The organism is Sphingobium sp., from assembly GCF_003248505.1.
Lineage (GTDB): Bacteria > Pseudomonadota > Alphaproteobacteria > Sphingomonadales > Sphingomonadaceae > Sphingobium.
In genome coordinates, this window is sequence record NZ_QFOA01000006.1 from 26,244 (window position 1) to 42,644 (window position 16,401).

The window sequence follows — 16,401 nt, forward strand, 5'->3', positions numbered from 1 at the left end:
GGCGGAGATAGGAGCGTCCTTGCCCGAACGCAAAGGGGGAATCAGGCGACGACCGCGATTCGGGGCGCAAGCATTCCCTGCCCGCCGACCGCACGTCCGTCGACAGACAGGGCAAGCAGGCGATGCCGCTCGAACGGGCCGGGTGCGTCCCAGCCGCCTGTTTCCGCCGCCGAAAAGCCCCAGAAGCGACCGTAATATTCGGGATCGCCGATCATCATCAGCGGCTCTGTGCCAAGGTTTCGGGCGGTATCGACCACCGCGTCCATCAGGGCCCGGCCATGGCCGCCTTTCTGGTGCGCGGGTGCGACCGCGACGGGCCCGACCATGATGAGTGGAACCTGCCTGCCCGCTGCGTCGGTCAGCGCCACGGGCCAGCTTTGCAGCGTTCCGACCAGCCCGTCGATATCGTCCGTCATCGCAAAGGAAAGGGCAGGGAGCCATGGCATTCCCGCCCGGATACGATAAGCGGTGCGGCCATGGCGATCCGGTCCGAACGCGCTGTCGAGCAACGCCTCGATCGCCGCGTCGGGCTGACTGTCCAGGGGCAACAGGTGAGACACGACTTGCCGTTCCGCCATTGATGGCGCATGGGGCAGCGCCGGAGCGGGGGGCTTTAGCGCCCCTTCCGCAAAATGAAAGATCAAAGAGGCCCTGCTCCCGATGACGGGCATGGGCCGCATGTGGCAGGCTATGCAGACTGGATTTGACGATTTTCTGACGCTGGAGGTCAATGACCTGCATGTCGACGTACTGACCGGCATCTATTCGGAGGAGACCCATCTCCCTCAGCCGCTACGCATTTCGATCCGTGCGCGATTGCGAATCGCCGATCATTACGAACCGACAACGCCGCTCAACCAGTCCAAAAACTATATGGACCTGAAGCACGCCGCGTCCACCGCTCTGCCCGAGGGCGTCCACTTCACGCTGATCGAGGCGGTGGCCGACCATATCGTCGACACGATCTTCCTGCAGGACGACAAGGTCAGCCATGTCGAGGTGAAGATCGTCAAGCTGGCGCTGTCCGAGCGTGGCGAGGAAATCGGCATCACGCTCGGACGCGGGCGGAAATAACGATCAACCCTTTTTGATGAGGCCGATCTCGATCAGCCGCTCTGTCAGATAATCGTGCGCGCTGATCGGCGGGTCGCGGCGCGGATTGTCGTCGCTCACGCACTGGGGCAGCGCATCGATCATGAAGTCCGGGCGCAGGTGGAGGAAGAACGGCATCGAATAGCGCGAATGTCCGCGCCGCTCCGGCGGCGGGTTGACGACGCGATGGCTGGTCGACGGGAGCACATGATTGGTGAGCCGCTGGAGCATGTCGCCGACATTGATCGCAAGTGCGCCGGGCGGCGGCACGACCGGCAACCAGTTGCCATCGCGATCCTTGAGTTCCAGCCCGCCTTCCTCGGCCCCGAGCAACAGGGTGATGAGGTTGATATCCTCATGCGCGCCTGCCCGGATGCCGGGCGCTTGCGGCGATACGGGCGGATAGTGAAGCAGGCGAAGGATCGAGTTGCCGTTTTCGACCGGACCGTCGAACCAGCGTTCGGGCAGGTCCAGATAGAGTGCGATCGCGGAAAGCAGTTCCGCGCCCACCCGATCGAATTCGCGATAGAGCCGATCGAAAACCGGCCTGAATTCGGGCATTTCGGTAGGCCACATGTTCGGCGGCATCGTGTCGGCCAGCGGGTCGCCGGCAGGCAGGTCACGGCCCACATGCCAGAATTCCTTTAGGTCGTTTTCGCTCGCGCCCTTTGCGATTTCCGTCCCGAAAGCGGTGTAGCCGCGCTGGCCGCCATTGGCCTTCGCATCGTAGCGCCGCTTCACATCCTCAGGTAGCGCGAAGAAACGCCGCGCCAGCGTCCACCCTTCGTCGATCAGATCCATGTCCATGCCGTGATCCCTGACCATGGCGAAGCCGAAGCGTTGGAAGGATTGGCCGAACGCCTGAGCGAAATCCGCTTTGGGCAAGTCCGCCATGGACAGGACGGGCACCTGTTCCAGCACCGTTTGCGACACGTTTCTATCTCCAGATTCCAGGGTCGGGCTCGCCCGCCAAAGATGCGGACGCCCGTGCATGGCCGCATCCTTGATCGCGGCGGGCCGCTGATGCAAGGAGGCAAAATGAACTACTGGCTCATGAAATCCGAACCCGATGTCTTTTCCTACGACGATCTGGTCGAAAAAGGGAAAGCCGAATGGGACGGCGTGCGCAACCATGCCGCCCAGGGACATATGAAGGCGATGCGGAAGGGGGATCTTGCCTTCTTCTACCATAGCAATATCGGGGTCGAGGCCGTGGGCATCATGACCATCGTCGAGGAGGCGGCCCCTGACAGCACCGACGACACCGGGAAGTGGATCGCGGTCCATGTCGCGCCCAAGGAGAAGCTGGCAAAGCCGGTCACGCTCAAGGCGATGAAGGCCGATTCGGCGTTGGCCGACATGGTCATGTTGCGCCAATCCCGGCTATCGGTATCGCCCCTTACCAAAGCGCAGTTCGAGCATATTGTAGGTCTGTCAAAGGCTTAGTCTTCGGTTTTCGAGCGGTTGCGCGCGATGCAACCGGCGCGACGCTGTTTGCGATTGTGGCCTTCGGGCAACGACCTAAACCGGGTGGCAAGAGAACAAGAAGATTCAGAGGTGTTTGATCGGCATTCACAAGGAGAAAACCCATGCGAATGCTGTCCAAGTTCATGATCGCGACCGTTGCCGTCGCTGCTTCCACCACCGCCGTCCGTGCCGAAGATGCGCCCAAGCAGCGCTTCACGCACGAGGGTTACACCTATGTTTATCAGGTGAAGGATACGAAGACCGGTCGCGTGATTTCGGGCCGTCGCTATCCTGACGCCGTGGCGTTCAATCTCGCCGTCAAGGGCGACAAGGTATCGGGTGTTTCGGGCGGCCAGCAGGTGCGTTTCGATGTCGAGGATGCGCGCGGCGCGGCTTCGAACTGACGCTCGTTTTGTTGAATGGAAAAGGGGGCGGAGCCATACGGTTCCGCCCCCTTTCTTATGACTTCGCCATCAGCGGCAGCGGCGCTTGCTGTCGATGGACTTGCCCAGAAGAGCGCCGCCCGCTGCGCCCAGCACAGTGCCGGTGGTGCGGTCGCCCCTGGAGTCGATCGCGCGTCCGACAAGAGCGCCGCCGACGCCGCCCACGATCAGGCCGGTTGTGCCGTTCGATTTGCGGCAATATTGACGACCGTCGCGGCCGCGCCATTCCTTGTAGCGATAATCGCGGCGGGCCTGCGCTCCATCGGTGGGGACCACCATCGAAACGGGAACGGCCAGCGAAACGGCGGCCAGTGCCATAAGGGTTTTACGCATAATATCTCCTCCATCAGCGCAATTGTCGTTTGAACCCCCCAAACTTGACCGAGGTTGCATGAACCTGCGGCAACGAGCCGACAAACCGAAATATAGGCAGGAGGCGTTCGGGTTGGGAGCGCGGCGAGCAGGGCACGCCGATGACTTATCCACAACTATCCACAACTTTGTCGAAGCGTTCTCCCGCCGGGCGTGTCTTTTCGCTTTGCACGACTCACGGCGGGTGACAGCATCGCTCTATCGGAACGGGGACGGACCAGTCCAGCCCAGGGCAAGAAACTGAGAAATCAGGTTTTTCCCAGCGTTCCGATCGTCGGAGCCGGGACGTTTTTCAGACGCATCAGAGCGAAGACGGGTCGTTGAAGACCGATGCCGGGTACGCGCGAAAGTGAACGTCGGGCAACGGAGGGATAGGACCGGCGAAGGGTAAGAAGCCCATACTTCGAACCCTGAGCGAAGCCCTGACCGCGCCCCTCCATGAGGCAAAGGAATGGGATACGCCGAGCCGATGATCGCATTCCTTCACAGGAACGCGGATCGCTAGACTGGGCGGAAGTGGGGACCGGCAGCGATGCCGGCCCCCATTTTGTTTCGGGGGCTGACCGGTCGTGCCGCGCAAGGAACTTTTCGACATGGTGCCGGCTGACCGGCATTGCCATTAAAGCCCCTCGTATTGCTGTCTTGCTAGGTTGATAATCTCGGCCATGCGGCCTTTCACTTCGACATCCACGCCTCGTCCTGCCGCTTTGGGAGTCAGGACGATCACGTCGATCAGGGCGCGGATCGCGGCAGCGGCTTTCTCGCGCGCCGGGCCGTCAGTCGCCAGGGCGGCGTCCAATTCAGCCACGAACGCGCGGTAGCGCTCGCCAAGATCCACAGGAGCTTGGATAGGGGTTTCAGCGACCAGGCTGGCCAGTTGGGCTTCAGCGTCGGCCAATTCTGCCTTTGCGGTGCGAAGCCGGTCGCGGATCTCGGGAAATTCGTTGCCGCCATCGGCGACCGCGTCGATCAGTCGGCGAACGCGCGCGCGCATGTCTTCCATCTTGCGCTCAAGCGGCGCCCGCATTGTCGCTGCTTCGGCCAGTCGACGCTTCAGGCTCGCATTGTACCGATCGAGGAAGAGGGCCGTTGCGTCCGTATCGAGCAGGATTGCCTGCAGCTGGCCGAGGACGCGACGTTCATATTCCAGCGCGGAAATAGACCGGCTGTTGGAACAGCCGCCACGCGTCTTCCAGTCGGAGCAGCCCCATTTGTCTTTCGAGTAGACAATCCAGTTCGCGCCGCACACGCCGCATCGGCCGAGGCCGGACAGCAGGCGCTTGGGTCTGCGCTGCTTGGAGGCGATCACGCCGTCGAACTGGGCGAAGCGGTGCTGCACGTCTTCCCACTGCTCGTCGGAGACGATCCGCAGATGAGGGACGTCGATAGAGCGCCATTTCGCCAGCGGATTGGAGCGGATCAGACGCCGGCGGGTCTTGTGATGGTAGACCTTGTGGGTCCGCTCGTAGACCATCACCCCGCGATAAAGATTGTTGCGCAGGATCCCGTTGGCACGCACCCGGTCGCCGTTGATCGTGCTGACCCGCCACTTGCCGCCCGAGGGCGACGGCACGCCCTCACCATTCAACCGCTTCACGATCGCATAAGCTGACATGCCCGCGACGATCTCGTCGAAGATACGACGCACAATCGCCGCCTCTTCCTCGTTCACCTCCAGCATGCCGCGTATGACTTCGCCGTCCGGGCCGATCGGCTTGATCACGCGATACCCGTAGGCCCGGCCGCCGGTGTTGAAGCCCCGGCTGTGCTGCCCGCGCTGGCCGCGCCTAATGCGGTCAGCCAGATCCTTGAGGAATCGGGCGTCCATGAGCCCTTTGATCGTGCCTACAATCTCGTCGACATGCCCGTCCGCCAGCGTGAACAGGCGCGCGCCATGGAATTCCAGATGCTCGCGGACGGCGTGCGCGTCGCCGGGGTGGCGCGCGATGCGGTCGGTCGCCTCGGCCAGTACCTGATCGATGTCGCCGCGCTCGATGCGGCCCAGCATGGCATTGAGGCCGGGACGCTGCATTTCTTCGATGCCGGCGCGACCGCTGATCTCGTCATCGAAATAGGTGTCGACGATCGCCCAGCCTTCGCGATCGGCGCGTTCACGAAGCGACGAAAGCTGATCAGCTGTGGATCGCGGGTTCTGCAGGTCGCTGGAATATCGGGCGTAGATGATCGTGCGCATGGGTCAGGCCCGTCCGCGCAGCGCGAAGATCGCGTTCTGCCATGAGATCGGCAAGCGCTTCCACAACCCGCGCGAGCGCGGGATCAATCCGTTGGTGCTGTCCCATTGGTGGGCTCCTTCCTTCAAAGTCGGCGCGCTCCCGCCGATCGTGCATTTCGCCGGGCGCGAAAGGCGGTGCTGTGCTCCGGGCAAAGATGCTTCTCCGGGGCTGGCGTCGTGGCGCAGTTCACGCAGATCGGCGCGTCGCAGGTGCCGCTGCGGCGTGTGCTGACCTTCCAGTCGCAGAGGAATGGCGCGCGGCCGCCGCAGGCACAGCGCTTTGCCCTGCCTGACGAGCAGACGATGGCGTTGCCGCCGCCCGCGAGAGGCAGAACCTCACATGGCATGGTGCGGCCTCGATGCCGGTTGCCGCTGGTGGCGGCAGCCGACGTCGCCGCGCACCCCGCATTTGAAGCAGGGGTCACGGTGGATCGTGAGCGGACCCGCCTCCGGCTGGGGCACGGTCTCACCGCGTCTGCTTGGCACCGGCGTGTCGATACCCTGGCGGCGTGCGATGGCGCGTCGTTGGCCGTTGGCAAGCGCCTCCAACCCAGTGTCCCGTTGCAAGCCCCCGCTCATGCCGGTTGCCTCCGGCGCAGGTGCTGCAACTGGTCCACCCAATCGGCGTCTTCGGCACCCTTCGTATCGGGTTCGACCTTGCGGAAGTTGACGGCGAGCCAATGGCGGGTTTCGGGCTTTCCCTCGAAATGCAGGAAAAGCCCGTCGCAGCACACATGATGGACCCGCAGTAGATCATGCTCTTTCGGGTCCCATTCGTCGCGCATCGTTCCCTTGGTCGTCACGCAGATCGCGAGATCGCCCGATTTCCAATCCTCCGGGGAGCGGGGGAGACCGGCTAGAATGACGGCGCGGATGATGTCGAACAGAGAGCTCATTCCGCCGCCTCCCGAAATTCGGCCGCAGGAAGTGGCGGGCGGGGCGCAAATTGCATCAAGGGATGGACCCACCTCTTCGCCCTGCGCAGGGCGCGGGTGACGGGGGCGATGAGTTCGCCAGCCTTCAGCTTGTCCCAGCTGGCAAACGCCATCTTGTCGACATGCGGCTTGGCCAACGCGAGGCGATGGGAGCGCGGGAAAAGGTCGACGATTTCCTCGGTCGGTTCCACGTAGGTCGCGATTTCACGATCGCTGAAGCCGGTGCCGTCAGCGAGGACATCGTGCAGCGGCACCTGGTAACCAGGCGCATTCAGGCTCCGCTCAAGCATCAAGCCTGCCAGCAGCGCCGCCGCCTTGTTCTTCCAGATCGACGTTTCGTCGTGAAATGCCTGAAAGGCTGCGGGCAAATCGTCGAGAGCCATGGATGAATGCTCGCGCATCTGCGCGATCTCTCGGCTCCAGCGCATCCCGGCGATGGCTCGCTTCACATGGGGGCCTACAGCTTCGCTGACGCTGACGTTCGTTTCATAGCCGCCAGCCAAACGGCGCGCGCCCAGTGCGTAACCGCTCTCACCTTTCAGGTCGGCCCGCAGGAGGGACCAGACAGCATAGTCGCTGCCATGCGTACCCTGACCGGCGGCGTCATCGAGGAGCGCGCAGCGGAGCGCCTCCCGACGGAGCGCGCGCATGATCTGCACACCGTCGGCCGTGAGCCCATATTCATCCTTGATGGCCGCATCGGCAGTTTGCCTTGCTCCGTATCCGTAGCTCTGATCGATGGCCTGACCGCCAGTTGGCGGTTTCGGCATCAGGCTCCGCCCCGGTTCGGGCACTTCAGGTTTCGGGATAGGACCTAGAGACGCGGGTCTTGCAGCGACCGGCGGCTTTTCCGCCGCCCGCTTCGCCTTGCGCGATGCCCACCAGAACCGCACGTCCAGTTCGCCGTCCTGCTCGATTTCCAGCGTCGCGAAGATATCGCCATCGGGCAGCGCGAGCGATCGGCGCGCATCGATGGCGGCCAGTTCCAACTCCAACGGGTTGTAGTCGACGTCGATCGCCGCGATCGCCGCATCCTTCGCGGCACGATCCAGGGCCTCGTCGGCGAGAATGATGGTGGCGCGCTTTTCGAGCTCCGCCATTTCGTTCTGGACGTATGCCGACCGTTCGGCGTCAGCGGGATCTACGTCAGCGGCCTCGACCGCGATCTCAAGATCGCGCGCGACGCCGCCATAATTGCCGTCGCGGGGCGGATTGGATTCGAAGCGAAGGTCGCGATGGGCGGCATGGTTCTTCAGCTGCTGCCGCAGAAGCGTGCGGGTTTGCTCCAGCTTCGCCTCGACCAACTTCATCAGCAGGCCTTCGTCGCATACGCGGCCGCGCTCCTCCGATTGGTCTGCGAACAGGTCGAGCTCATATCGGCCGCCTGCGTCCGTGTAGGTTTTCTCGCCCACGAAGTGCAGCAGCTTGGTCTGTTCGCTGTCCCCGACTTTCAGCAGCCTGCGGATGATGGCCGGAGCATGTTGCTGATCGCGATCGCCGCGCTGCATGAAGGCGGCGAACGCGTGCAGCTGCATGTCCTGGTCGTCCGTCGCGCCGAACGCCATCGCGTGGCGTGTGCCGATCTCGCCCGCCTCCAGCGCGGCGAAGATGGGCTTTGCGAGATTGCCCAAACGATTCCACTGGCGAATGACTTCGACCGTCTGCCCGTTGGTGTCGGCAATTTCCTGAAAAGAGCGACCCTTGCGATGGGCGGCGGCGACGGCGGCATATTTCTCGTAATCGCGCAGATCGCGGCGGACGATGTTCTCGGCGAGGCTGAGCTCGCGCAATTCGCCTTCGTCGCTGATGTCGCGGACGATGACGTCGATCGGATGGCTCACAGGCAGTTTTCCCTGCGTGATGAGCAGGCTGAAGGCACGGTAGCGGCGTCCGCCCGCGAGCGCGCCGTAGGTTTTCTTCCTGCCGCTTTTCGCGGGCATGGGGTGAACCACCAGCGGATAAAGCTGGCCCCGCGTCAGGAGCGATTCCGCCATGCCGGCGATGGAATTCGCATCGGCCTCGTTCGTGCGGACATTGTAAGGCGAAACACATAGCTCGCCGATCGTCATCGTCTTAAACATGGGACTTCTCCTGAGTTGATTCTCCTTGGTGGGGAGGTTTCGAAGGGAGGGTTCCCCGCGCCGGGACAGGGCACACGCCCGGCGCGGGGTCGCATCGCCTGCCGTCGACTTCGGGGGGAGGGCAGGCGAGCGATCAGGGCGGGCCGCGATCAGCGCCAGCTGACGGCCCTCGTTCGGAAATTCGGCGTCGAGCGCGCGGCATTCGGCGCAGACGCAGACAGCGGGCGCGATCGTTCGGGCCCTCGGCATGGCTACATGCCCTCCATCTGCGCTTCGATGGACTGAAGTCCGGCGATCAGCCCGCGCAGGCCGCGGCGGCTCATGAGCAGGGCAAGGGCTTCGCCGGTCGGGGCGAACGGGTTGCCGCCCCAGATTGCGATCAGCGCCTTGTTAAATTCCGGTATCGGTGCCCATCCCAGCGCCGCGCCCTCGCACAGGGGCAGATGCTGAAACAGCCCGGGACGGAAACCGTCCGGGATCCACGCGAAGCCCGCCTCGTCCAGCAGGATCGGAAATGGAAACGGCTCGACGGGTGCGTCCTCGATGGGGGGGAGCAGTTCGACGGAGGGGGTCATGGGCGCGCGCTTTCCTGACGGGCCGCGCGCCGGGCGAGCGTGAACAGGCGATTTCGGACGCTGCTGGGCGCGCGGCTCAATCGACGCCCGATTTCGCAGAGGGATGCCCCCGCCGCCTCGAGCTCCAGCAGCGTGCGATCGTCCTCCGGCGTCCATGGCCGCACGAGGCGACCACTGCGCCGGTAGGTGGCCTGGAGGTCGAAGCAGCGTCCACGCAGCCGGGGTGGAACGTCCGCGCCGAGCCGCTTGCAATGCCATGCGACCGAAGATCCGCTGATCACGATGCCGACCGTCGCAAAATGATCGACGATGCGACCGATCCCCCACCCACGCTCACGCATGGCGGCCATGTCGTCCAGCTGATCCGGAGAGAGGATCGACGGGCGCCCCTTCATGATTGCCCCCGCGCTACGTTCGCGCGCAGCTGCCGGGGCATGGTTTCGATCAGGCGGTCGCGGGTTTCCGTTTCCAGTACGGAAAGGGCGGAGGCGAGGCCGTCGACATGAAATTGAACGATGCCGAGCGCGACGGCGACCGGGCTGATCTGCGGATCGTTGAACAATGGCGTCAGGATCGCGTCGCTGGCGTGGCCGAGCCCGGTTCGAAGCGCCTGGCTGACGACGATGACGGATTGGGCCTCCTGTCGGGTGAGGGGCGTGGTCACCGGGCAGTCATCCAGTAGAGGACGCTTGGGCCATATTTGCCCGCAGCAAGGATGCCCGCGACCCACATCGCAGCCACAGCGCCCTTTTGCATGGCGCTGATTTCGTCCGGGCCGGTAAGCCGGTCGGCGAAGCGGACGGGGGCGATGTCGACGCAGCGGACGCAGCTGCATTGCATGGAATGGATGACTTCATGCCGCATGAGGAAGATCCTTTTCTGTGCAGGCGGTGCAGCTGTCGGCGCCGGACCAGGCGCAATTGCGTTGGGCCTGTTCATCGCGACAGGCGTCGAGGTCCGTGCAGCCGCACAGGTGGCAGATGCGCGGCTCCTCGCCCGCGTCGGGGCCGTAGCTTCGCAGGGTGATCAGCTTGAGCAGCACCTGCCGGGAAAATCGGAAGGCGTCGGACAGCGTGGCGATGACGTCGGGGCTGAGCGCAGCGATGTCCCGCTCGATCCGGTCAATCCATGCAACCTTGTCGATTTCCCCATAGCGGGGATTGGTCGACACCATCGCCGCCACGTCCATGATCGTCAGGCCAGCGGCCACGCGGCGCAATTTGAGGTAAGTGCCGGGTGTCATCATGAGCACATCTTTCCGGGCAGCACGAAAGCCCTCCCGGAAGCGCATCAGACGCTCACCAAGCTGGCTGGTTCTTTTGATCCGTTGGTGTCGATCCGGCTGCTCGCCCGCCTAAAATGGCGGCTTTTTGGGCTTTGCCGTCATTGATCGGGTTTTGATCGGCGGCGTCCCGCCCGTCAGTCAGGGAGGCGCGCGTTGGCGTCCGGCGAGGCGAGCGAGAATGCGCTGTCCCCATTGAACGACTTGAAGGAGCTCACGCTGCGCGATGGCTTCTTCGGCAGCACCGGCGCCTGGCATACTGGCTTCCAGCAGGGCGGTTTCGGCCTCGCTGTTTTCCTTCATGAAGGCGATGGTGTCGCGTTGCAGTTCCTGCCGGTCGCCGAACGCCGCGCTTTCGGCGACGTCGACGAGCAGGCCGTAGGCTTCGAAGATCGGACGTCCGATGCCGCCCGCCGCCTGATAGGCGATGTCCAGCTTCACGGCCGCGCGCATGGGAATGTCGCGTGCGTCGTTGTCACCCGGTTCCGCGATGTCGAACGCGCCCCATTTCTCGCATTGGCGAGGATGGGCGTAACCGGTCACGCGCGCGACTTCCGCCCAGCTGCCCAATTGCCCCATGATGCGGGCGATCGCGGCGTCGAGCGACAGGGGCGGGCGCGGGATCGTCATTGTCCGGCTCCCGCGCCCAGGTCTGGAGAGGCGTGAGGGCGCAGGTTGGACGTCGCGCGCGGCCACGCAGCGTTCGGTCCAGGGCGGCCGGAGCGCCCAAGAAGAAGGACCGCCGCCGGACAGTTGTTCACGGGTTTTCCGGCGGCGGCAGGTTGCCCGGCGGAGTCTGCATGGGAGCCGGGGGTGCAGGGGTTTGGGGCGGAACGCGAAATCGAATGACCGGGACACGACCGTGCGAGCTGGATAGCAGCAGGACATGACGGGATCATGGCCGCGCCTCTTCGAACGGATCGCCGTCCCGGACGGGCAACACGCCTTCCCGCGGGTAGATGTCGGGGCGCAGGTCGTGGCGGGAAATGCCGGTGGCTTCCTCGACGGTGAGTACGTTTTCGGCGGGCAAGGGGCGTTCGGCTTTGAGCATTTTTGAAACCGCGCTTTGCGTGCGACCGATGAGACCCGCGAACAGTACCTGTCCGCCAGCGATTCTTACGGCTTCACGAAATGCCGCAGCCATTGAATCATCATCACTCATGACTGCTGGAATATTCCTAAAGGAAATCCTTTGTCAATTCCGAAAGTGCGGTAGCGGAATATTCCGCTAGTTATATTCTGCAGTCATGATCCTAAGCGAGCGAGTCCGTGATCGTATCACAGCCGCAGGCTTGACGCAGGCCGAACTCGCGCGCCGAGTTAATGTGACGCAGGGCGCAATTGCGAAGATCGCGAAGAATAACCCGTATCGTTCGTCGGTCCTTCATCTCGTCGCTCGCGAGTTGGGGACGACGCCAGCCTACCTGACTGGCGAAACGGATGATCCTACGTCCGATGCGCCTCAACCTCCGTCCATGAATTCGGAAGAGCGCGAGTTGTTCGATCATTTCGGCAACCTCGCTCCCGCCGATCGCCGCGCCATTCTCCAGATAGCCCGTTCACTGGCGGGAGGTGCACCGCCGTCGGAGACGGTTCACGCCCGCGGCGGAGGGGGAAATGCCGCTGTGCAAGAGAAGATGTAGGATTTCAGGGGGAATGATTGGGTGCGTACGATACTAGAGCGCGGTGATTTCGTTGCGATAGACGTAGAGACCGCCAACCCTGACATGGCCAGCATTTGCCAAATCGGTATGGCGAAATTTGTCGGCGGTGTGGAGGTCGATAGCTTTGTTTCATTGGTGAACCCGCTTCAGTATTTCGATACCTATAATGTCCGTCTTCACGGCATCGAATATGAGCATGTCCAGGGCGCTCCCTACTTTTCAGAGATTTATCCTGTCGTAGAGGAATGGCTCTCGAACACCATAGCGGTTTGTCACACGCATTTCGACCGCGTTTCATTGGGCCAAGCGTGCGAAGCCAACGGCTTACTCTTCTCATCAAGCTTTTGGCTCGACAGCGCGATGATGGCGCGCCGCACATGGCGGGAAGTTGCCACCAGCGGATACGGCTTGCGCGATGTCGCAGACATGCTTGGGATAGAATTCCGCCATCACGATGCGCTGGAAGATGCGCGGGCTGCCGGACAAATACTGCTGGCCGCTATGAGCGAAAGTGGAATGGACCTCGCTGGTTGTTTCGAGCGCTGTTCTCAGCCTCTTTCATCGGCGGCGGCGATCCGCCACGAAAGTGGGAAGGGGCCTCTCGCTAAGGAAAGAATCGTATTCACAGGATCGTTGACTATACCCCGCGTCGAAGCCGCCGATCTTGCAAATTCGTTTGGTGCGGCGGTTGATACCGGCGTCACGAAACATACCACGATGCTGGTGGTCGGGGATACCGATGTCATTCGCCTACGCGGTGCAGAGAAAAGCAACAAACATCAGAAAGCCGAGAAACTTATCGCAGCGGGACAACCTATCCGAATTGTTCGTGAGACTGATTTTGCCCGTCTTTGCGATGCTACATACCTCGCATCGAGCTAACGGCGTCGATCTGGCGCGTTGCATATCATTCATGGACTGAGGAGTATCTTAAGCCACAGAAGACCTGAAGCCGTGGCAATCCCGCCAATCAGGGCGCCGATGAGCAGGCAGAAGATGGCAAGGTAGCCCTCGCGAACTCCATGACGCGTTACGCCGTCGCTCGGATTGCTGTCGGTCCTTAGCTGTGGCGGCTGCATTCTGCTGAACTCCGTCCGACGACGTTTGAATGTCTTTACCGCGCAGACTGTCGACACGGCAAGCGTTCGCTATCAATCGAGAGTTATCTGGATAGCGGAGATCATATGCCCCGCAATCCTGACATGGTCACCTGGACGGGATAGGGGGGGAAATCCCCGCTTCTTCTTGCGGTGAGACCGCATCGTGTGGAAGAATTCCGCAACGGCCTGTTCCGCGCCATAATTCGGATCGAACAGAATTTCGTCGCCCGGCGCTGGCGGGGGCGAGGCGGGGAGCAGAATGACGGCAGTGGCCGTTCGGCAGCCGCTGCACCGGAGACGGGCAACAGCTTCTGCCAGTGGCAGCGATGCGAAGATCGGCGGGATTTGGCCAGCGACAAGTTGGCGGCCCCTGGCGCAGCGCAAGCACCATATGCGCACTTCCAGCCCGGCGGCGGCGATATCGGCGATGGAAGCGAATCGAGGCATTGCGCGATGGTAGCGCGGTGCGAACAAGACAAGAACACGCATTGGAAGCTGGGTTATCCGGCGAATCCGCTTGGTCGGCAATTCGGCGCGGCGAGAGCAGCTGCGGCATTATCGCTTGATCGAGGAGATGGAGATTGATCACCGCGCCCGTGGGTGCGATGGAAAGCGAGCCGGAACGGGACGGCAATCCCGCACCGGCTCTAACCGAGAACGTGTAGGAGCACGTCATGGCTGACCAAGGCAATAAGATAGCCAGCTTCGGGTTGAAAGTGGCTGACCCGACCATTCCCTGGCCCCAAAAAGCGGAAACGACCCTCGCAGACCGACCGGGCTGGACACGAGGCAGGCTGAAGGTCCGGGTTGCCCCAGGAAGTCCCGACGAGGTCGATGCGATCCTCCGCCGTGAGTTCGCGGTGCATCGCATGATCGATGGCGAAGGCTTCGCGACGACGTTTGTCGCTGACGGCAAACGGATACACTGTGGCGGCATGGTTTTCGCGCGAAGTGCCGACGCGATGACGCTAGTTGAAGAGCTGCAGGAGCTCTGCCCCGACTGGCACGCTGCCTTTGCCAGCGGCATCACGCCTCAACTGCGCCGCGTCTTTGTCGACGCGCACGAGCGAGCAGAGCGCGATGGCAAGATCATGCTCAACATTGTGACGCACGCCAATTTATGAATTGATACGTTCGACGAGCGCTACATGATCGGCTCCGGCTTCGACCCATCAATCTTGGCGGCTGATCTGGAGGCGGGCACGTTCGACGCTCCATCAAGCGGATTCGCCGGATAACCGGAAGCTGTGGCTTTTTTCGCTGTTTCTCCTATGTTCCCTCATCACAGGGAGGCATCAGGGGATGCAGGTCGAGGCGATACGGCTCACGCCGACGATGGGCAGTCGCAAGTTGCAGCTGCTGGCCTTCATTCGCGCCTTCTATTCCGTGCATGGCGTCGGACCGACGATCACCGAAATGGCGAACGCCCTCAGCTGCGCGCGGTCCCGCATCCAGGACGCGGTGCGCAAGCTGGAAAGGGAGCAGCTGATCAACCGCGTTCCGTTCAAGCCGCGAGGGATCACGCCGATCAGCGGCCATGAGGAAGCGATCCGCAAGCTTCAGGCGATCGGCTATATCGTCAATCCCGTTGAGATGATGCTGGAAGGGCCGATGCCGCCACTGCTGGACTTGGACGAGAGCGGGCGGCTGACTATCCGCTGAAGCGGACGCGGGGCGGTACGGAAGCGGTCCTGCCCGATCCGCGCCCGCGCGCGTATCCCTGCCGGGATGATGGAGCATATCCCCGCCGCCCACGCCACCGCCGATCGCGCGGCCGCTGTCCGCAAACGCACAGACGTCGAGCAGCGCCGACTGCGCAAGGAGCGCGCCGACATGCTGAAGCGCTGGTCCCACAAACGGGAGGGGACAGCCGAAACGCACGAGGCGCATCGCCGCCAGCGCGCGGGCGCGATCGCGCGGCTGCACACGTCGGGCTATCTGAGCGACGATGAACTGGCTTGGTCACAGGAGATCGCTGCGGCTGCCGAGCGGATCATGGCGGACGCCGGCGTGCGGACCGCCAGCCTCGAAACGCGAGTGGACACGTCACGGCATGGCGATGCATTCCACGAGGCGCTGTTCAGCGTCTGGATGGAGATGGCCTATTCGCGCTGGCGCGCGCAGTTGCGCCCGGATGTTGCAACGATGGTGCTGGACATGATCGTGCGCGATGTCGGCCTGACGCAAGCGGCGGCGTCACGGGGCATGCACAAGCGGCGGGCGCGCAAGCTGCTGGCCGAGGCGCTCCATCACTGGGCGCGCATCTTCCACGACGTCCGCAGGGACGTCACGGCGGCCGACCTGGTGGCGGCGCATGCGGGGTTGATGTAAGGCGTAGAGTACGAGCGACATGGAAGGGCTGAAGGGCCGCACTCTTGGCAATGTCAGCCGGTCACGCGACTTCGCCTATGCGGACGCCGCCGATCGCGTTCGCTTTCAGGCCAGCTTCGCAGAGAAGATGCTCAACGCGCTCATGGTTGCCAACGGAGGCGCGATCGTGGGCCTCTTTACCTTCATCGGAAATCTGGCCGGAAAGAAGGACGCGCCCATCCATGTGAACGCCGCACCGCTGTGGATCGCCTTCGCCTGCTTCGTCATCGGCCTGGCGCTCACCCTCGGCGCTCATATCCTCGCCTTTCTTTCGCAGCAGATGTTCTATTTCCAGGCGATGGACGAGGTCGAGCGATATGACCGCACGCTCTCCATGAACGAGTTGCAGACAGATCGCACGTCGGAGCGGGCGAACAACGCACGGGGTAACCGCTACTATGCCACAGGCTTGGCTCTCGCGGCTGCCGGCATTATCTTTTTCGTCTGCAGGAGCGGGTGCGCGCTTTTCGGCCTGCTTCCCTGAGCAGGAGCGACGCGGGGGCTTAAGCTGCCTGCTCCACGCGCATGCGCAGGCCGAGCGCCGGCAGCACCTTCAGCACCGTTTCGAGCGTCGGATTGCCCTTGTCGCTGAAAGCGCGATAAAGCGCCTGCCGCTTAATGCCGGTTTCGTTCGCAAGTTGGGTCATGCCGCGCGCGCGCGCGGGCGACGATGCCGATGGCGGCCGCGATCACGCCAGCATCGCCGGACGCGAAGGCGTCGGTCAGCAGTTCGGCCTGATCGTCAGGATCCTTGAGATATTTCGCCGCATCAAACGGCTGTAGATCC

Annotated in this window: 24 protein-coding genes; 10 read left to right on the forward strand and 14 right to left on the reverse strand. The window is 63.0% G+C overall.

Annotation, left to right across the window (positions count from 1 at the left end; translation table 11 throughout):
- Window positions 1-41 precede the first annotated feature (41 nt).
- Window positions 42-578 (reverse strand): GNAT family N-acetyltransferase, encoded by a 537-nt coding sequence (locus tag DI606_RS04240; protein ID WP_293980039.1) that lies wholly within the window; start codon window positions 576-578, stop codon window positions 42-44.
- Between the two features lie 112 nt (window positions 579-690).
- Between DI606_RS04240 and DI606_RS04245 the strand changes: the two genes are divergently transcribed.
- Window positions 691-1,074, forward strand: a complete 384-nt coding sequence (locus DI606_RS04245) for a dihydroneopterin aldolase (protein WP_293980213.1) — start codon at window positions 691-693, stop codon at window positions 1,072-1,074.
- Window positions 1,075-1,077: 3 nt separating this feature from the next.
- On the opposite strand, the gene DI606_RS04250 is transcribed toward DI606_RS04245, so the two are convergent.
- Window positions 1,078-2,025, reverse strand: a complete 948-nt coding sequence (locus DI606_RS04250; RefSeq protein ID WP_293980040.1) for a 2-oxoglutarate and iron-dependent oxygenase domain-containing protein — start codon at window positions 2,023-2,025, stop codon at window positions 1,078-1,080.
- A gap of 105 nt (window positions 2,026-2,130) precedes the next feature.
- Here DI606_RS04250 and DI606_RS04255 point away from each other — a divergent pair, with 105 nt between their 5' ends.
- Entirely contained in the window at window positions 2,131-2,538 is a 408-nt protein-coding gene (locus tag DI606_RS04255; protein ID WP_293980041.1) for an EVE domain-containing protein, read from the forward strand.
- Between the two features lie 149 nt (window positions 2,539-2,687).
- Window positions 2,688-2,963, forward strand: a complete 276-nt coding sequence (locus tag DI606_RS04260; RefSeq protein WP_293980215.1) for a hypothetical protein — start codon at window positions 2,688-2,690, stop codon at window positions 2,961-2,963.
- A gap of 69 nt (window positions 2,964-3,032) precedes the next feature.
- On the opposite strand, the gene DI606_RS04265 is transcribed toward DI606_RS04260, so the two are convergent.
- The 11 genes from DI606_RS04265 to DI606_RS04315 form a co-directional block, all read right to left on the reverse strand.
- Window positions 3,033-3,335 (reverse strand): glycine zipper 2TM domain-containing protein, encoded by a 303-nt coding sequence (locus tag DI606_RS04265; RefSeq protein ID WP_293980042.1) that lies wholly within the window; start codon window positions 3,333-3,335, stop codon window positions 3,033-3,035.
- Between the two features lie 658 nt (window positions 3,336-3,993).
- Complete coding sequence (locus tag DI606_RS04270; RefSeq protein ID WP_293980043.1) at window positions 3,994-5,568, reverse strand: recombinase family protein; 1,575 nt, start codon at window positions 5,566-5,568, stop codon at window positions 3,994-3,996.
- A gap of 614 nt (window positions 5,569-6,182) precedes the next feature.
- Window positions 6,183-6,503 carry a hypothetical protein gene (locus DI606_RS04275; protein ID WP_293980044.1) on the reverse strand — a complete coding sequence of 107 codons (321 nt, stop codon included), beginning with the start codon at window positions 6,501-6,503 and terminating at the stop codon, window positions 6,183-6,185.
- Complete coding sequence (locus DI606_RS04280) at window positions 6,500-8,623, reverse strand: ParB/RepB/Spo0J family partition protein (protein ID WP_293980045.1); 2,124 nt, start codon at window positions 8,621-8,623, stop codon at window positions 6,500-6,502. Before DI606_RS04280 ends, DI606_RS04275 begins: the two co-directional genes overlap by 4 nt.
- 251 nt (window positions 8,624-8,874) lie before the next feature.
- Window positions 8,875-9,198 (reverse strand): hypothetical protein, encoded by a 324-nt coding sequence (locus tag DI606_RS04285; protein ID WP_293980046.1) that lies wholly within the window; start codon window positions 9,196-9,198, stop codon window positions 8,875-8,877.
- Window positions 9,195-9,593: a helix-turn-helix domain-containing protein gene (locus DI606_RS04290; RefSeq protein WP_293980047.1), complete on the reverse strand. Its 399-nt coding sequence runs from the start codon at window positions 9,591-9,593 to the stop codon at window positions 9,195-9,197. Before DI606_RS04290 ends, DI606_RS04285 begins: the two co-directional genes overlap by 4 nt.
- Window positions 9,590-9,862 (reverse strand): hypothetical protein, encoded by a 273-nt coding sequence (locus DI606_RS04295; RefSeq protein WP_293980049.1) that lies wholly within the window; start codon window positions 9,860-9,862, stop codon window positions 9,590-9,592. Before DI606_RS04295 ends, DI606_RS04290 begins: the two co-directional genes overlap by 4 nt.
- Window positions 9,859-10,062, reverse strand: a complete 204-nt coding sequence (locus DI606_RS04300) for a hypothetical protein (protein WP_293980051.1) — start codon at window positions 10,060-10,062, stop codon at window positions 9,859-9,861. Before DI606_RS04300 ends, DI606_RS04295 begins: the two co-directional genes overlap by 4 nt.
- Window positions 10,052-10,444, reverse strand: coding sequence for a helix-turn-helix domain-containing protein (locus DI606_RS04305; protein ID WP_293980053.1), 393 nt, complete (start codon window positions 10,442-10,444; stop codon window positions 10,052-10,054). The genes DI606_RS04300 and DI606_RS04305 overlap by 11 nt, the downstream gene beginning before the upstream one ends.
- 177 nt (window positions 10,445-10,621) lie before the next feature.
- Window positions 10,622-11,110: a hypothetical protein gene (locus DI606_RS04310; protein WP_293980054.1), complete on the reverse strand. Its 489-nt coding sequence runs from the start codon at window positions 11,108-11,110 to the stop codon at window positions 10,622-10,624.
- 265 nt (window positions 11,111-11,375) lie between these two features.
- Window positions 11,376-11,642, reverse strand: a complete 267-nt coding sequence (locus DI606_RS04315) for a YdaS family helix-turn-helix protein (RefSeq protein ID WP_293980056.1) — start codon at window positions 11,640-11,642, stop codon at window positions 11,376-11,378.
- Between the two features lie 85 nt (window positions 11,643-11,727).
- Between DI606_RS04315 and DI606_RS04320 the strand changes: the two genes are divergently transcribed.
- The 6 genes from DI606_RS04320 to DI606_RS04345 all read left to right on the forward strand — a co-directional run bounded on the left by DI606_RS04320 (window position 11,728) and on the right by DI606_RS04345 (window position 16,098).
- On the forward strand, window positions 11,728-12,123 hold the full coding sequence (locus DI606_RS04320) for a helix-turn-helix transcriptional regulator (protein WP_293980057.1): 396 nt from the start codon (window positions 11,728-11,730) through the stop codon (window positions 12,121-12,123).
- A 21-nt stretch (window positions 12,124-12,144) separates the two neighbouring features.
- Window positions 12,145-13,026 carry an exonuclease domain-containing protein gene (locus DI606_RS04325; protein WP_293980058.1) on the forward strand — a complete coding sequence of 294 codons (882 nt, stop codon included), beginning with the start codon at window positions 12,145-12,147 and terminating at the stop codon, window positions 13,024-13,026.
- An 892-nt stretch (window positions 13,027-13,918) separates the two neighbouring features.
- Window positions 13,919-14,368 (forward strand): hypothetical protein, encoded by a 450-nt coding sequence (locus DI606_RS04330; protein ID WP_293980059.1) that lies wholly within the window; start codon window positions 13,919-13,921, stop codon window positions 14,366-14,368.
- Between the two features lie 178 nt (window positions 14,369-14,546).
- Complete coding sequence (locus tag DI606_RS04335) at window positions 14,547-14,906, forward strand: hypothetical protein (RefSeq protein ID WP_293980060.1); 360 nt, start codon at window positions 14,547-14,549, stop codon at window positions 14,904-14,906.
- A 66-nt stretch (window positions 14,907-14,972) separates the two neighbouring features.
- Complete coding sequence (locus DI606_RS04340) at window positions 14,973-15,575, forward strand: hypothetical protein (protein WP_293980061.1); 603 nt, start codon at window positions 14,973-14,975, stop codon at window positions 15,573-15,575.
- A gap of 19 nt (window positions 15,576-15,594) precedes the next feature.
- Complete coding sequence (locus DI606_RS04345) at window positions 15,595-16,098, forward strand: hypothetical protein (protein ID WP_293980063.1); 504 nt, start codon at window positions 15,595-15,597, stop codon at window positions 16,096-16,098.
- 19 nt (window positions 16,099-16,117) lie between these two features.
- Here the strand turns inward: DI606_RS04345 and DI606_RS04350 are convergent, their stop codons facing one another.
- Window positions 16,118-16,261, reverse strand: coding sequence for an addiction module antidote protein (locus tag DI606_RS04350; RefSeq protein ID WP_293980065.1), 144 nt, complete (start codon window positions 16,259-16,261; stop codon window positions 16,118-16,120).
- On the opposite strand from DI606_RS04350, the gene DI606_RS04355 reads away from it, so the two are divergent.
- Window positions 16,260-16,397: a hypothetical protein gene (locus DI606_RS04355; RefSeq protein ID WP_293980067.1), complete on the forward strand. Its 138-nt coding sequence runs from the start codon at window positions 16,260-16,262 to the stop codon at window positions 16,395-16,397. The genes DI606_RS04350 and DI606_RS04355 overlap by 2 nt on opposite strands.
- The last annotated feature ends 4 nt before the right edge of the window (window positions 16,398-16,401 follow it).

Coding starts and splice junctions, on each gene's coding strand:
- DI606_RS04240 (WP_293980039.1), bottom strand. CDS start 578: ATGGCGGAACGGCAAGTCGTGTCTCACCTGTTGCCCCTGGACAGTCAG.
- DI606_RS04245 (WP_293980213.1), top strand. CDS start 691: ATGCAGACTGGATTTGACGATTTTCTGACGCTGGAGGTCAATGACCTG.
- DI606_RS04255 (WP_293980041.1), top strand. CDS start 2,131: ATGAACTACTGGCTCATGAAATCCGAACCCGATGTCTTTTCCTACGAC.
- DI606_RS04260 (WP_293980215.1), top strand. CDS start 2,688: ATGCTGTCCAAGTTCATGATCGCGACCGTTGCCGTCGCTGCTTCCACC.
- DI606_RS04265 (WP_293980042.1), bottom strand. CDS start 3,335: ATGCGTAAAACCCTTATGGCACTGGCCGCCGTTTCGCTGGCCGTTCCC.
- DI606_RS04270 (WP_293980043.1), bottom strand. CDS start 5,568: ATGCGCACGATCATCTACGCCCGATATTCCAGCGACCTGCAGAACCCG.
- DI606_RS04275 (WP_293980044.1), bottom strand. CDS start 6,503: ATGAGCTCTCTGTTCGACATCATCCGCGCCGTCATTCTAGCCGGTCTC.
- DI606_RS04280 (WP_293980045.1), bottom strand. CDS start 8,623: ATGTTTAAGACGATGACGATCGGCGAGCTATGTGTTTCGCCTTACAAT.
- DI606_RS04285 (WP_293980046.1), bottom strand. CDS start 9,198: ATGACCCCCTCCGTCGAACTGCTCCCCCCCATCGAGGACGCACCCGTC.
- DI606_RS04290 (WP_293980047.1), bottom strand. CDS start 9,593: ATGAAGGGGCGCCCGTCGATCCTCTCTCCGGATCAGCTGGACGACATG.
- DI606_RS04300 (WP_293980051.1), bottom strand. CDS start 10,062: ATGCGGCATGAAGTCATCCATTCCATGCAATGCAGCTGCGTCCGCTGC.
- DI606_RS04305 (WP_293980053.1), bottom strand. CDS start 10,444: ATGATGACACCCGGCACTTACCTCAAATTGCGCCGCGTGGCCGCTGGC.
- DI606_RS04310 (WP_293980054.1), bottom strand. CDS start 11,110: ATGACGATCCCGCGCCCGCCCCTGTCGCTCGACGCCGCGATCGCCCGC.
- DI606_RS04315 (WP_293980056.1), bottom strand. CDS start 11,642: ATGAGTGATGATGATTCAATGGCTGCGGCATTTCGTGAAGCCGTAAGA.
- DI606_RS04320 (WP_293980057.1), top strand. CDS start 11,728: ATGATCCTAAGCGAGCGAGTCCGTGATCGTATCACAGCCGCAGGCTTG.
- DI606_RS04330 (WP_293980059.1), top strand. CDS start 13,919: ATGGCTGACCAAGGCAATAAGATAGCCAGCTTCGGGTTGAAAGTGGCT.
- DI606_RS04335 (WP_293980060.1), top strand. CDS start 14,547: ATGCAGGTCGAGGCGATACGGCTCACGCCGACGATGGGCAGTCGCAAG.
- DI606_RS04340 (WP_293980061.1), top strand. CDS start 14,973: ATGATGGAGCATATCCCCGCCGCCCACGCCACCGCCGATCGCGCGGCC.
- DI606_RS04345 (WP_293980063.1), top strand. CDS start 15,595: ATGGAAGGGCTGAAGGGCCGCACTCTTGGCAATGTCAGCCGGTCACGC.
- DI606_RS04355 (WP_293980067.1), top strand. CDS start 16,260: ATGCCGCGCGCGCGCGCGGGCGACGATGCCGATGGCGGCCGCGATCAC.
- DI606_RS04350 (WP_293980065.1), bottom strand. CDS start 16,261: ATGACCCAACTTGCGAACGAAACCGGCATTAAGCGGCAGGCGCTTTAT.